This window comes from Chryseobacterium indologenes (genome assembly GCF_002025665.1).
GTDB classification, from domain to species: domain Bacteria; phylum Bacteroidota; class Bacteroidia; order Flavobacteriales; family Weeksellaceae; genus Chryseobacterium; species Chryseobacterium metallicongregator.
This window is the reverse complement of record NZ_CP018786.1, coordinates 1763762-1778267: the sequence shown is the minus strand read 5'-3', so window position 1 is coordinate 1778267 and position 14506 is coordinate 1763762. Positions and strand designations below refer to the sequence as shown.

Below are 14506 nucleotides of genomic sequence, written 5' to 3'. Positions count from 1 at the left end.
GGATTTGTATTTAAAATTCAAGTCAAAAATTATTCCCACTCAATGGTTGCAGGTGGTTTGCTTGAAATATCGTAAGCTACTCTGTTGATTCCTCTTACTTCGTTGATGATTCTGCTGGAAACAGTATCTAAGAACTCGTAAGGAAGTCTGCTCCACGTTGCTGTCATAAAGTCGATGGTGTTTGCAGAACGAACTACAGCAGTGTATTCATACGTTCTTTCATCCCCCATTACTCCTACAGATTTTACCGGAAGAAGTACTACGAAAGCTTGAGATACTTTTTCGTAAAGGTCATTTTTGTATAATTCTTCGATGAAGATATCATCAGCTTCCTGAAGGATTCTTACTTTTTCAGCATCTACCGCACCCAATACTCTGATCCCTAATCCAGGACCTGGGAAAGGATGTCTGTATACCAGGTGGTGAGGAATACCCAATTCTTCTCCTACTCTTCTAACTTCATCTTTAAAAAGCTCTCTTAGTGGCTCTAATAATTCGAATTCCATATCTTCAGGAAGTCCTCCAACGTTGTGGTGAGACTTGATTACTGCAGATGGTCCGTTTACAGACTGGCTTTCGATAACATCCGGGTAAATAGTCCCTTGTGCAAGGAATTTAGCGCCTTCAATTTTGTGAGATTCTTCATCAAATACGTGGATAAATTCGTTTCCGATGATTTTTCTCTTCGCTTCAGGATCGTCTACTCCAGCTAGTTTTGAAAGAAATCTATCCTGAGCATCTACCATTTTAATGTTCATATGGAAATGCTCTCCATACTGATCCATTACTTTTTTGCCTTCATCCTTTCTCAATAATCCAGTATCTACGAAGATACAAGTCAACTGATCACCGATGGCTTTGTGGATCAAAACAGCAGCTACAGAAGAGTCTACACCTCCTGAAAGTCCAAGGATCACTTTGTTGTCTCCTACTTTCTCACGGATCTCCTCAACTGTTTTTTCAATATAGTTGGTCAGTTTCCAGTTTTTTTCTGAGTTACAGATGCTGAAAACGAAATTTTCAAGCATTTTCCCTCCTTCTTCTGTATGAGAAACTTCCGGGTGGAACTGAACACAGTAGATTTTTTTATCTTCATTAGCGATAGAAGCAATTACTCCAGATTTTGCATTTAATTCAAAACCTGCAGGCAATTCTCCTACTTCGTCAAAGTGGCTCATCCAAACGACAGAGTTCTGAGTCACTCCTTTTAATAAAGAGCTTTCTTTAACGATCTCTAAGTTTGCTTTACCGTATTCTCCTTTTTCTCCTTTGTTTACTTTACCTCCTAAAAGGTGAGCTGTCATCTGCATTCCGTAGCAGATTCCCAATACAGGAACTCCCTGCTCGTATAATTCTTTTTCAACCAGGTGAGCATTTTCTGCATTTACAGAACTTGGTCCACCGGAAAGGATGATTCCTTTTGGCTGTTTTGCTAAAATATCTTGTAATGGTGTATTGTAAGGCAAGATTTCAGAGTACACGCCCATCTCACGGATTCTTCTTCCGATAAGCTGGTTGTACTGGGATCCGAAATCTAAAATAATAATACCGTTGTTCATTTTGATAATTGATAAATGATGATTGATAAATGATAGAGCTAATGGCCACTGGCTAATGGCTTCTGGCTTGGAAAAAACTTCCCAATTTCACTTTCAGCAACTAATTTCTAACCTCTAGCGTCTAACTTCTAATTATTAACTGTTTTACAAAAAAAGACTTGGATTAGCTCCAAATCTTTTTTCATGATTTTTATTAAAACTTTCCGATGTCTTCTCTGTAGAAGCCGTAATCGAAATGTACATGACCTGCGTCTTCGTAAACTTTTTTGCGGGCATCTTCGTAAGTAGCTCCTGTAGCCACAATGTTCAGTACTCTACCTCCATTGGAAACCACTTTATCTCCTTTACTGATTGCTCCTGCGTATAACAGTTTACTGTGTTTCAGTTTCTCTTCTCCTGTAATTTCGAAACCTATTTCGATATTTCTTGGATAACCTCCTGAACACATTACAAGACAAACTGCCTTTTCGTCTTTAAACTTAAGCTCAATGTCTTTTCCTTCCATACAGTCCTGGATCACATCCAAAAGATTATTTTCCATCAATGCCATCAATACCTGAGTTTCAGGATCTCCGAATCTCATGTTGTATTCAAGAAGGTAAGCTCCGTTTTTCGTTACCATCAATCCGAAGAAGATGATTCCTTTAAATCCGAAACCTTCAGCTTTAAGACCTTTAACAGTAGGTTCTAAGATATTTTTTTCAAAATCTGCATAGTGCTCCTGAGTAAATTCCGGGCTTGGTGCTACTGAACCCATACCTCCTGTATTAGGTCCTGTATCTCCGTTTCCAGCTTTTTTATAATCTTTAGCTGCTACACATGGGAATAATTTTTCCCCGTTAGAGAAAGCAATAATAGAAGCTTCAAAACCTTGTAAATATTCTTCAATAACTAAACGAATACCAGCATCACCATAGATTCTTCTGATCATGAAATCATGGATTGTAGCTTCAGCTTCTTCAAGGTTGTCACAAATAACAACACCTTTTCCGCCAGCTAAACCACTTGCCTTGATTACCAAAGGATACTGCTGTGTCTGCACATATTCTTTAGCTTCATTATATGAATCAAATACCACAGCTTTAGCCGTTTTGATATCATAGGTCTGCATAAATTTCTTAGAGAAAGCTTTACTTCCTTCCAGGCTCGCTACTTTTTGAGTAGGCCCGAAAACCTTAAGATCATGCTTTTTAAATTCGTCCTTGATACCCGCTACAAGAGGAGCTTCCGGACCTACGATCGTAAGATCAATTTTTTCTTTAATAGCGAAATCTCTAAGTTCTTTGATTTCTGATAAATGAACATTTTTCCCTATTACATCGGTAGTAGCATTCCCGTTGGCAAAAAACATTTTAGAAATTCTTGAGTCATTCTGAAGCTTTGCCGCTAAAGCAGATTCTCTACCGCCTTCACCTATGATTAATATTCTCATACTTTATATTATTATCTAGTCTTATTTTACAAATATATAATTTTGAATGCTAAAAATACAATCCCTAATTATTTTTTAATTCTATTTTAATTAGTGGAAAAAGTGTCTAACACCTGTAAACATCATTGGAATATTGTGCTCGTTTGCAGCCTCAATACTATCCTGATCTTTTACACTTCCACCCGGCTGAATAATCGCCTTGATACCTTCCTGAGCGCAGAAATCTACCACATCACGGAAAGGGAAAAATGCATCTGAAGCCAGTACCAAATCTCCGGAGAATTTTTCTTTTGCTCTTTCGATAGCCTGTTGAGTTGCCCAGATTCTGTTTACCTGACCGCCTCCGATACCGAATGCCTGAATTCCGTTGGAAACTACAATCGCGTTAGACTTCACATATTTTACTACTCTCTGAGAGAAAAGTAATGCTTTTTTCTGCTCTTCTGTAGGTTGTACTTCTGTTACCACTTTGATATCATCCGAGAAGTGAAGGTCATTATCCTGAACAAGGATTCCTCCGTCTACTTTCACCCAGGTCTGTTTGTCTGAAACAGGGTTTACGATTTTGATGATTCTCAGGTTTTTCTTTTTTCTTAAAATTTCAAGGGCTTCTTCATCAAATTCAGGAGCCATTACAATTTCAAGGAAGGTTTTATTTAATTCTTCAGCTGTTGCTGCGTCAATCTTATAGTTCATTGCAACAATTCCGCCAAAGATGGAAACCGGATCACATTCAAATGTTTTCTGGTAGGTTTCCAAAGCTGAAGTTCCGATTGCAACGCCACAAGGTGTAGAGTGTTTTACCGCACAACACGCCATCTCTTCTTTGAACTCAGTAACGACTTTCCAGCAAAGGTCCATATCACGAAGATTGTTGAAAGAAAGTTCTTTACCTCCAAGCTGTTCAAAGTCTTTCATCGCTCCGTTCTCGAAAGTAGAAACGTAGTAAGCTGCTGTCTGGTGAGGGTTTTCTCCGTATCTCAGGTCAGCTGCTTTTTTATAAGAAGCATTCAGATAAGTAGGATATTCTTCATCTAAAAGCATTCTGGAAATCGCAGCATCATACGCAGAGGTAAGGTTGAATACTTTTCCTGCAAGCTTTTTACGGGTTTCGATGTATGTATCCCCGTTTTGCTCCATTTCGATTTTCACTGCTGCATAGTCTTCAACATCAGTGATTACCGTTACAGAATCAAAGTTTTTCGCTGCAGAACGAAGCATTGAAGGGCCTCCGATATCGATAAACTCTACTTTTTCATGTAAAGAAATTTCTTTGTTTACATTTTCAAAGAAAGGGTAAAGGTTTACGATTACCATGTCAATCAGATCAATCCCGTGCTCCTGAACGGTTTGCATGTGCACTTCGTTGTTACGAACAGCCAGCAATCCTCCGTGAACTTTTGGGTGTAAAGTTTTCACTCTTCCATCCAACATTTCAGGGAAATTGGTAACCTCATCAATCTGAATAGGATTTAAACCAGCGTCTTTCAAATGTTTGAACGTTCCTCCTGTAGAGATCAACTCATAATTCTGAGCTTCCAAAAACTGCGCGAATTCAATTAATCCACTTTTGTCAGAAACACTGATTAAAACTCTCTTTTTACTCATTTTACTTTCAATTTTTTACTTTTTACAGCTATTTCAAACTGTGTCCGGGTCTTTCACCTCCGAACTTACTTTTATTTTACTTAGATTTTTCTATTTTTCTGTCAAAATTTTTGACATTATTTATTTCCCAGGACCTTATTGATCGCTATAGGAAATATCTCATATTCAATCTGGTGGACTTTCTGAGCCAGCGTTTCAGGAGTATCATCAGCAGTCACTTCAAAAGACTTCTGAAGAATAGATTCTCCCTCATCAATGCCCGGCGTTACAAAATGTACAGTCGCTCCACTCTCTACTTCTTTGGCTTCAATCACAGCGTTATGAACATGATGTCCCCACATTCCTTTTCCTCCGAATTTCGGAAGCAAAGCCGGATGAATATTGATTATTTTACCATTCCAGTTTTCACAGAATTCAGATTTTAAGATGGATAAAAATCCTGCCAATACGATTAAATCTGTATTTTCCGGGATGATTTTACTCAATTCGCTGCTGAAGTTTTTCCCTCTCGGAATCAGAACGTTTTCTATGTTATGATTTTTTGCTCTTTCCAATCCGAAACATTCTCTGTCTGCTACCACCAGAGTTACTTTTGCATTCTGGATTTCTCCTGAGTCAATAGTATCAATGATTCTCTGCAGATTGGTTCCTGAACCGGATACGAGTACAACGATGTTCTTCATATTTTTAATTAGCCCCGATTGCAGCGGCATCCTTTTTTTGAAATGGCTTTGTAAAAAAGCACTGGCAAAAAAGATATAGCGGAAAGCGGGATTAAGCTTCTAAAACTTTAAATTGATTTTCTCTGCTCCTTCAGTGATTTCACCGATTTCATAAGCGTCATCTAAAAGGTGCAATACTTTTTCAGCATGTTCAGCATCTACAACGATTACCATTCCTACACCCATATTGAATGTTCCGTGCATTTCTTCACGTTTTACTCCACCTCTTTTTTCAAGCTCAAGCATAACACTAGGAATTCTGATTTTTGTTTCGTCAATAGAAGCACAAAGTCCTTCAGGAATAATTCTTGGAACGTTTTCATAAAGACCACCTCCAGTGATGTGAGCAATTCCTTCTACTTTTACTTCTTCCAGTACTTTGTGAATATCTTTGTAGTACAGTCTTGTAGGCACTAAAAGTGTTTCATATAATGGTTTTCCTTCAAACTCTTCTTCAAAGTTCGGGAATACTTTTCTTACTAAAGAGAATCCGTTTGAGTGGAATCCTGAGCTTGGTAATGCAATGATTTTGTTCCCAGCTTTGATCTTAGAACCATCAATGATCTGGTCTTTTTCTACGATTCCTACACAGAATCCTGCAACATCATAATCTCCAGGCTGGTACATTCCAGGCATTTCAGCAGTTTCACCACCAATCAGTGCACAGTTGTTATCCTTACAAGCAGCAACCATTCCTAAAACGATTTCTGCAGCGATTTCTGAATCAAGCTTTCCGCAAGCCAAATAATCTAAGAAGAATAAAGGTTTTGCTCCATGGCAAAGAATATCGTTGGCACACATTGCGAAACAATCTACCCCGATAGAATCATATTTTTTGGTATCTAAAGCTACTTTCAGCTTTGTTCCTACTCCATCTGTTCCTGATACAAGAACCGGATTTTTGTATCCTCCGATTTCATAGAAAGCACCAAAACTCCCCAAGTGGTTCAGTACATTGGAATTGTGGGTTTCACCGACCGCCTTTTTGATCTTGTCAACCGTTTTGTATCCTTCTTCTTTGTCTACTCCTGCTGATTTGTAAGTGTTGCTCATGTCTGCTTAGATTTTTAGATTCAGATTTCAGATTTCATACTATTTATGATCTAGTAACGGTTTCCGGAATCTTATTATCTTTTAATATTTCAATTACTTTTATACTCGATTTTAGAAAACAAAAAAGCCGACAATCTTTTCAGATTATCGGCCGTTATTTTATATCAGAATTTCAGAGCCCACAACTTTCCCTTTATGAGAAAAACATTGTTTATAGGAGGTCTGAATTTTCATCTCTTTTCTTTTTGCAAAAATAGTAATTTTAAATGAATATTCAAATTCTATTTTTTATATTAAAAAATATATTATAAATATCCTAAAAACTAGTACGTTGGAGGATAATCATCTAAAAATTCTTTCAAATTTTGATATTCCATCTTTACAATTTGGGGAATACCTTCATTATCTATATCATCTTTTGATTCATAAACAACTATAATTTGACCTGTTCCTATATTTTGAATAATACCTTGTTGCCTATAGTCTAAATTATAAATATCACAATCTAATAATTGAAGATTATCAATCTCTGCATCATTTAAGATAAGGTCCATTTTTTCTCTTACTGTCATAATTTTATATTTAATGGTTAATAATTTTTATTCAAATTCTATTTTTCAAGAATAGTTTCAATAGCTGCAATCTTCTTGATTTTTTCTTTTAACTCACTGTCTTTCTCTTTATTAGAAATTTTCTGAGTTCCTTTATCAAAGTTATCATTAAAGAAAGGAAGAGAAAAAGTCTCTACCACATTTCCTCCGTGGAAAGGGAAACGCTTTGATGCTGCTTCCAAAACACCTGCTCCGCCTCTACCTCCGGGAGATGTAGACATCAATAGCATTGGTACTTCATTCCAGACTGTTCTGTCTTTGATTCTGGATACCCAGTCGAATACATTTTTGAATGCTGTAGAATACGTTCCGTTGTGTTCTCCTAAAGAAACCAATAATAGATTTGCACCATCAATTTTTGCTGCAAAATCATGAGCTTCCTGTGGAACACCCCCTGCTAATTCTCTTTCATGTTTATAGATTGGCATTTCGAAAGGATTTAAATCTATCACTTCTACATCTGCATTTTCAAATAATGTTGATGCATATGCTACCAACTGTTTGTTCATTGAAGCTTCTGAGTTACTTCCTGCTATTGCTAAAATTTTCATAGGTGAGGTTTATTTTTAAGATTACAAATTTAGTTTTTTATTTAAGATAAGAAGGCAGTTCCATAGGGACTTCCATTAATAATACTTCAGTGTCTTCTACAGCTTCGATATTAAAGCTCTGTGTGTCCCAGATTCCTAATCCGTCTCTTTCATTCAGAACACGGTCGCCGATTTTTGCACTTCCTTTTAAAACAAATGCATACACTCCGTTTCCTTTTTTGTTGAGCATATAATTTTTGCCATTCCCTTTTTTAAAGTTGGCCAGGTTGAACCAGGCATCCTGGTGAATCCAAACTCCGTCATCATTTTTATTGGGAGATAAGATCTGTTGAAATCCATTGATTTTTTCACCTTCTTTGATACTTTTCTGATCGTATCTCGGTTCAACATTCTGTTCTTTTGGGAACACCCAGATCTGAAGGAATTTTACTTCTTCATCTTTATTTTTATTGTATTCGCTGTGCATGACACCGGTTCCGGCACTCATCACCTGGATTTCTCCTTTTCTGATCACCGCCGTAGTTCCCATTGAATCTTTATGTTCCAGATCTCCTTCCAAAGGAATTGAAATAATTTCCATATCTCTGTGTGGATGAGTTCCGAAGCCCATTCCCTGAGAAACGGTGTCATCATTCAACACTCTTAAAACTCCAAAGTTCGTTCTGTCTCTGTTTTGATAGTTGGCAAAACTGAATGTATGGTATGAATTTAACCATCCGTGGTTGGCATGGCCTCTTGAATCTGCTTTATGATATACTGTTTTCATTTTCTGTGATTATTTATGGTACAAATGTACGGGATGTGGGTGTTTTAAAAGTTGATGTAGGTTAAGAAAGGAAATTAGAGCAGTAAAAATATCGAGAGAGCTCAGAAAGTGAGGATTATTTATAGGTTGGATTACGCAAAGACGCGATTTTTTTTGCATTTGATATGTTTTTAGGGCGCAAGGATTTTATCTGCGATAAAATTTCATATCGAATATCTTTTCTTACGGAGATTTGACAGATTGAGCCAATTGTATGAATAAGCGCAAACATCTGTGATATCTGTGAAAATCTGTGGGAGATTATTATAATCTTAAGATCAAAAAACTAATAAGTATATGAAGGATAGATTTTAAGTTTTGGATAAAGTCAAGTGATGAATGTTTAAAATAAAAGCAGACTTCCTTCGTCTACGCTCTGGATTACTACCCGCTCCTATTGAATTGTTTCTTACTAAACTCTTATTTTTTTAAAATAATGGTAGTATAATCTGTATTATAAGTTCTTGTTTCAATATTGAGTTTATTTAAAAGCTTTTCGGCTTCAAGTCTTATGTTTTTCCACGTTTCATGGTGATCTAAAAAGTCCCAGTCCCAAATTTCCACAGGGATATCATCAACTTTCTTTTTAAAATTCAGGAGGTCTTCCTTAAAAGATTCGTCAATGAGTTTATTTCTGAAAATGGTATTAAATAAAACAGGGAGGAATGCATAATCAAGCTCTTCATACAGTTCTGCCAGAGGATCTATTAAAATGGGAGCCATCCCATCCAATTGGTCTACATTATAGGTATAAAGAATCAGTGAATTGATCATATAAGTATAATAGAGATGTACGTGCTTATCGTATTCAAGTAACTCTTCCTGAGTGAAGCCGTTATCTTCTAAATTTTCAGTAACATCTTTAATTTCAGCAATATATTCATTTTCAATCTTATCCTTTTGTTTTATAGACGAAAAAAACTTATTCAAAAAATTAAGCTTCATGATAAACAATTTTGGTTTTAAAAAAAATTACAAAAAAAAGATAGGTTTTAGCTAAAGCCAATCAATAAATATTGAAAGAGAAAACAGACTAAAGCCCGCTCCTATTGAATTTTATAATGTTATTTTAAATTTCAAAACACATCACATTACTAATTTCTAACCTCTAATTTCTAGTTTCTAATTAAAAGTGTACCTGCTTGATTTCTTCTTCAATTTCCTTAGGAGTTTCATCTTCTGATTTCACAAAAATCATCGTTACTACAGCTCCAATGAGCATGCAAACACCACCTACAACAACATAATCCATAGCTTGTTTCCCGAAAATACCACTTACAATAGGGCCTCCGAATAAACCATTGATGATCTGCGGAATCACAATAAAGAAGTTGAATATACCCATATAAACACCCATTTTTCGTTGTGGAATCACCTCAATAAGCATAGCATAGGGCATTGCCAGAATACTTGCCCAGGCAAAACCTAATCCGATCATAGAAACCCATAGGTTGTTGACATCTTTAATAAAATACATGGAAACCAATCCCAAACCTCCACACAATAAAGCTAAAGCATGAGTCTGTTTTTTACCAATCAGTTTAGCAATTGGTGTTAATAGAAATGCGAACGGAATTGCCCAAAGATTATACATTCCGAAAAGTTTTCCGGTAAGGTCACCAGCATCATTAAATGCTTTGGAATGGGTATCTTCCGGGGAAAGTCCAAAATGATGGGTTGCCAGAGCACTGGTAGTGAAAACCCACATCGTAAACAATGCAAACCATGAGAAAAACTGAACAATTCCAAGCTTTTTCATCTGTGCAGGAATCGCAGCAAAATCTTTGAAAATATCTGAAAACTTAGAATTATGTTGTTCTCCTTCTTTTCCATCTTCAAAATCTGCAAATTCCTGTGGGGAATATTCTCTGGTTGTCATGATGGTGTATAGAATTGATATAATAAGCAATCCCGCACCGATATAAAAAGAATAAATAACATTATCCGCTACAAATCCTTCTGGAGCTACATTGGAAATGCCCATTTTGGTTAGCCAATCCGGTAAATATGAACCCAATACCGCACCGATTCCAATTAAAATCGTTTGTACAGAAAATCCTATCGTCCCCTGATGTTTTGGAAGCATATCTCCTACCAAAGCTCTGAAAGGCTCCATTGCAATATTCACCGAAGCATCCATCATGGCAAGAAATATTACCGCTAACAAAAGCGCATTGGCCGCAAACATCTGCGTAACAGAGGCAGCATTCGGAAGGAGAACCAATCCTATGGCACATAAAACAGCCCCAATCAGGAAATAAGGTTTTCTTCTTCCCAACGGACTCCAAGTATTGTCGCCCATGTGCCCGATAATAGGCTGGACAATTAAGCCTGTAATGGGGGCCACCAGCCAGAACCAGGATAACTCATGAACATCTGCCCCTAAATTACCCAGAATACGGCTTGCATTTCCATTTTGTAATCCAAAAGCCATCTGGATTCCCAGAAATCCCATGCTCATATTGATAATCTGGAGCATTGATAAGTCTGGCTTTTTTCTTTTCCCGACTGCCCCAGTATCATATTTCCCCATCATTATTGCCATTATGACTTCAGTTTTTGAATTAATGCATCTTCGATAGGTGCTTTTTCAGTAACCACTTTATCTACCACTTCATTAGGCACTGTCACAGAAAGAACATATTGTTTTACCTTCCAGCTTCCGTTAATCTTTTCTACCACTCCGGAACCTCTGCAAATTTTCATTTGAGTATCCAATAATTCATCAAACCATGCCAGTTTTCCATCTTTGCTGAAGTAAATATTTCTTTTAAGGGCTTTAAAATTCCAGGTTTTCTTTTTGTCGAAATAAGGTTTTGCCCACACCATAAATGCTTTTTTATCCCAGATTTCAGTAGCATCTGTTCCAATGAAGGTAGATTCATCCGCAAAGAGATTAAAATATCCTGTGTAATCTGCCTTTGCAGCTGTTGCATTGAAAGTGTCCAGCATCGTAGTGATTTCCGCTTTTTCTTTCTCAAATGTATTTTTTGACTGTGCGGTAAATGAAGAGAATCCCAGTAAAAAAAGGAGTAAGGTATAAACAGTCGTTAGTTTTTTCATAAGTATTATTATTTTTCTAGTTCAATAATCAATGATGTTTTCGCAGGGATATTCATATTGTTTTGTAATGAAATTTCTTTGCCTGAAATAATCTCTTTTCCTTTTGCAAATCCGTTAAGTGATTCTGCAAATCGTTTCAATTCTAACGACTGATCTTTTTCATTATTGTTGATGACTACCATTACACTTTCTTTTGCATTATATCTGAAGTACACAAAAACACCATCCTGAGGAACGAAATTTTTAGTCTTTCCATTATGAATCACCTCTTTATCTTTTCTCCAGTTCATTAATTTTTGAGTAAACTGAAAAAATTCTTTCTGCTCCGGAGTCTGAGTAGATGGATCGAAAGCATTTTGTTGATCAGATTTCCATCCTCCCGGAAAATCTCTGCGGATATCGGCATCGCCCCCTGCTTTTTTATCGCCTCTCATTCCTATTTCAGATCCGTAATAAATTTGTGGAATTCCTCTTACTGTTGAGATAAGAGTGAGTGCCATTTTGTAGGCATCAGGGTTTGCATTAAAGATTTCGTTCCATCTTTCGGTATCATGATTTTCAAAGAAAACCAAAAGGTTATTGATATCCGGATAAAGGAAATCGCTGGTAAAAGAGTCGTAAATACGAATCATTCCTTTATCCCAGCCTTCTTTTTCTTTAAGCGCTTTGGGCATATTTTCAAAGAGCATAAAATCCATTACCGAGGGTAGATTTGAATTATAATTTTCTATCTCTCCGATTTTAGAATTTTTCTGCCATGCTGCAATTTGTGCAGCTGTATACAACCAGGTTTCTCCTACAATATTGAATTTAGGATATTCATCGGTGATCGCCTTAGCCCATTTTGCCATCGCATCTTTATCATTGTAAGGATAAGTATCTACACGAAATCCTCCCAGTTCGGCATATTCTATCCACCAGATTGCATTTTGAATCAGATACTTCAGAACCAATGGATTTTTTTGGTTGATATCCGGCATCGTTGTATCAAACCAACCATCCAGTGCATATTTTTTATCAATATCGGACGCATTGGTATCAAATTGCGTTGTAGTTTTATAATTGGAACGTTTAAATCCTTTTTCTCCTTCATCAAACCAATGTATCCAGTCTTTGGACGGAAGGTCTTTCATCATCCAGTGTGAGCCGCCCCAGTGATTGGTCACATAATCCATCACCAACATCATCTTTCGTTTATTCAGTTCCTGAGATAATGTTTTATACTCTTCGTTGGTACCGTAACGGGCATCAATTTTATACAGATCGGTCTGAGCATAACCGTGATAGGAATACACTTTTTCGTTATCTTCATTCACAGGAGTAAGCCAGACTGCTGTTGCTCCCAGATTCTGAATATAATCAAGGTTATTGATAATCCCACGGAGATCACCTCCATGTCTGCCGTTTGGAAGACTGCGATCTGCTTTTTCGGTAAGTTCCGGCCTTGAATCATTCTTCTCATCACCATTGGCAAATCGGTCCGGCATGATCAGATACATGAGATCTTTTGAAGTAAAAGATTCACGGTTGGCAGATCCCGGATTTCTCTGTTTCAGCTCATAAGTGTATGAACCCATATTTTTTTTACCCTTTTTAATATTGATAGCAAACTTCGGAACGTTTATTTCGTTGGTATTGACTGTAATAAAAACATAATTCGGATTGTCTACTTTCCGGATGTCTTTAATCTGTATTCCATCTGAAAGCGTAATTTCGTTATTAGCCACTTCTTTTCCGTACACAAGAATCTGAAGTTCAGGATTTTTCATTCCCTTCCACCAGAAAGCCGGTTCTACTCTTTCCAGATTTTTCTGAGAAAAAGCAAAAGAAGTTATCGAAAGGGCGAATGCTGCATATATTGTCTTCATATTAGTGTTCAATTTAGCATTAAATTTTCAAATACACGCTCAAAAATGTTACAGAAAACCTCTTTTTTTATCTTCATTTCTATAAGATGATAAGATTAAATATCTCCATTTTAAATTTTATAAAGAATAATTAAATTTTTCACAAAAAATTCATGCATAAAATTAATTTCCCATGCTTTTTATGTTTAGTTTTATAGAAAAAATGTTGGATTTCAGTAATATATTCAAAACTGAAGGACCGGATGTTGTTTACACATGGACAATCCCTGTGTTTGCTGCTATAATTTTCCTGGAAATGGCCTACAGTCATTTTAATAAAGAGAAAATATATGAGACTAAAGATGTAGCAACAAATGTCCTTTTCGCCTTGCTTAATTATGGGTTAGACATCATCATGAAGGGTTTTTCTTTATTTGTTATGATGTTTTTTTACCAGCATCGTCTTTTTGACTGGCAAGAAGGAATATGGTATTGGATTGCGGTATTCCTGGCACAGGATTTTGCTTATTATGTCCATCATTATGTAGATCACCATTCACGTGTTTTCTGGGCGGTACATATTACGCACCACAATTCTGACTATTTTAATATCAGTACAGGATTCAGAAGTCCTGTATTTCAACCTTTATACAGATATTTATTTTTCTCTCCATTAGCTTTCATGGGCTTTCATCCGTGGCATATTCTGGTAGCCTACTCTTCCATACAGATTTACGGTACATTTGTACACACTCAATCTATTAAAAGTATGGGATTTTTAGAATATATTCTGGTTACTCCTTCTCATCACAGAGTACACCACGCGTGTAATATCAAATATCTGGACCGTAACATGGGAATGGGGCTGATTATCTGGGATAAAATTTTCGGAACTTTTGAAAAAGAAGATCCTGAAGTTCCTGTGAAATATGGAGTTTATCCTAAAATAAAATCCAAAGACCCTGCAACGATGCTTTTCTATGAATGGAGAAGAATAGGGAAAGATATCAAACAACCGGGAATTTCTTTTAAAGACCGCATTAAATATCTTTTTTATTCGCCAGGATGGAGACATGACGGTACTGGAAAAACAGTGAAACAATATCAGAAAGAATATAAAGAGAAAGTAAAAACTCCTGTTAAAGTAAAGGAGCAAATATTAGAATCTGAAAATCAATATTCCCAATTGATTCAACAGGCAGAGGATAAATAAAAATACCCCGGCCATCGAAAATTCGATAAACCGGGGCACCTT

General features: G+C 36.5%; 13 protein-coding genes. 1 reads left to right on the top strand and 12 read right to left on the bottom strand.

Annotated elements, in window-relative coordinates; translation table 11 throughout:
* Window positions 1-29: 29 nt before the first annotated feature.
* The 12 genes from guaA to BUE84_RS07940 all read right to left on the bottom strand — a co-directional run bounded on the left by guaA (window position 30) and on the right by BUE84_RS07940 (window position 13272).
* Window positions 30-1559 (bottom strand): glutamine-hydrolyzing GMP synthase, encoded by a 1530-nt coding sequence (gene guaA / locus BUE84_RS07995; RefSeq protein WP_034696325.1) that lies wholly within the window; start codon window positions 1557-1559, stop codon window positions 30-32.
* A 193-nt stretch (window positions 1560-1752) separates the two neighbouring features.
* Window positions 1753-2991, bottom strand: a complete 1239-nt coding sequence (purD, locus tag BUE84_RS07990) for a phosphoribosylamine--glycine ligase (protein ID WP_079241171.1) — start codon at window positions 2989-2991, stop codon at window positions 1753-1755.
* A gap of 90 nt (window positions 2992-3081) precedes the next feature.
* Window positions 3082-4599, bottom strand: a complete 1518-nt coding sequence (purH, locus tag BUE84_RS07985) for a bifunctional phosphoribosylaminoimidazolecarboxamide formyltransferase/IMP cyclohydrolase (RefSeq protein WP_079241170.1) — start codon at window positions 4597-4599, stop codon at window positions 3082-3084.
* A gap of 116 nt (window positions 4600-4715) precedes the next feature.
* Window positions 4716-5282 carry a phosphoribosylglycinamide formyltransferase gene (gene purN / locus BUE84_RS07980; RefSeq protein ID WP_079243889.1) on the bottom strand — a complete coding sequence of 189 codons (567 nt, stop codon included), beginning with the start codon at window positions 5280-5282 and terminating at the stop codon, window positions 4716-4718.
* Window positions 5283-5381: 99 nt separating this feature from the next.
* The gene (gene purM, locus BUE84_RS07975) at window positions 5382-6374 is read right to left on the bottom strand and encodes a phosphoribosylformylglycinamidine cyclo-ligase (protein WP_079241169.1); all 993 of its coding nucleotides are present in this window, start codon (window positions 6372-6374) and stop codon (window positions 5382-5384) included.
* Between the two features lie 323 nt (window positions 6375-6697).
* A complete protein-coding gene (locus BUE84_RS07970; RefSeq protein WP_079241168.1) occupies window positions 6698-6946 on the bottom strand; it encodes a hypothetical protein in 249 nt (82 codons plus the stop codon).
* 38 nt (window positions 6947-6984) lie between these two features.
* On the bottom strand, window positions 6985-7536 hold the full coding sequence (locus BUE84_RS07965; protein ID WP_079241167.1) for an NADPH-dependent FMN reductase: 552 nt from the start codon (window positions 7534-7536) through the stop codon (window positions 6985-6987).
* A gap of 37 nt (window positions 7537-7573) precedes the next feature.
* The gene (locus BUE84_RS07960; protein WP_034696330.1) at window positions 7574-8302 is read right to left on the bottom strand and encodes a pirin family protein; all 729 of its coding nucleotides are present in this window, start codon (window positions 8300-8302) and stop codon (window positions 7574-7576) included.
* 459 nt (window positions 8303-8761) lie between these two features.
* Window positions 8762-9286 carry a hypothetical protein gene (locus tag BUE84_RS07955; RefSeq protein ID WP_079241166.1) on the bottom strand — a complete coding sequence of 175 codons (525 nt, stop codon included), beginning with the start codon at window positions 9284-9286 and terminating at the stop codon, window positions 8762-8764.
* A 181-nt stretch (window positions 9287-9467) separates the two neighbouring features.
* On the bottom strand, window positions 9468-10886 hold the full coding sequence (locus BUE84_RS07950; protein WP_079241165.1) for an MFS transporter: 1419 nt from the start codon (window positions 10884-10886) through the stop codon (window positions 9468-9470).
* Window positions 10886-11404 carry a nuclear transport factor 2 family protein gene (locus BUE84_RS07945; protein WP_079241164.1) on the bottom strand — a complete coding sequence of 173 codons (519 nt, stop codon included), beginning with the start codon at window positions 11402-11404 and terminating at the stop codon, window positions 10886-10888. Before BUE84_RS07945 ends, BUE84_RS07950 begins: the two co-directional genes overlap by 1 nt.
* An 8-nt stretch (window positions 11405-11412) precedes the next feature.
* Window positions 11413-13272 carry a glycoside hydrolase family 13 protein gene (locus tag BUE84_RS07940; protein ID WP_079241163.1) on the bottom strand — a complete coding sequence of 620 codons (1860 nt, stop codon included), beginning with the start codon at window positions 13270-13272 and terminating at the stop codon, window positions 11413-11415.
* 202 nt (window positions 13273-13474) lie between these two features.
* Here BUE84_RS07940 and BUE84_RS07935 point away from each other — a divergent pair, with 202 nt between their 5' ends.
* Window positions 13475-14464: a sterol desaturase family protein gene (locus tag BUE84_RS07935; protein ID WP_079241162.1), complete on the top strand. Its 990-nt coding sequence runs from the start codon at window positions 13475-13477 to the stop codon at window positions 14462-14464.
* Window positions 14465-14506 lie beyond the last annotated feature (42 nt).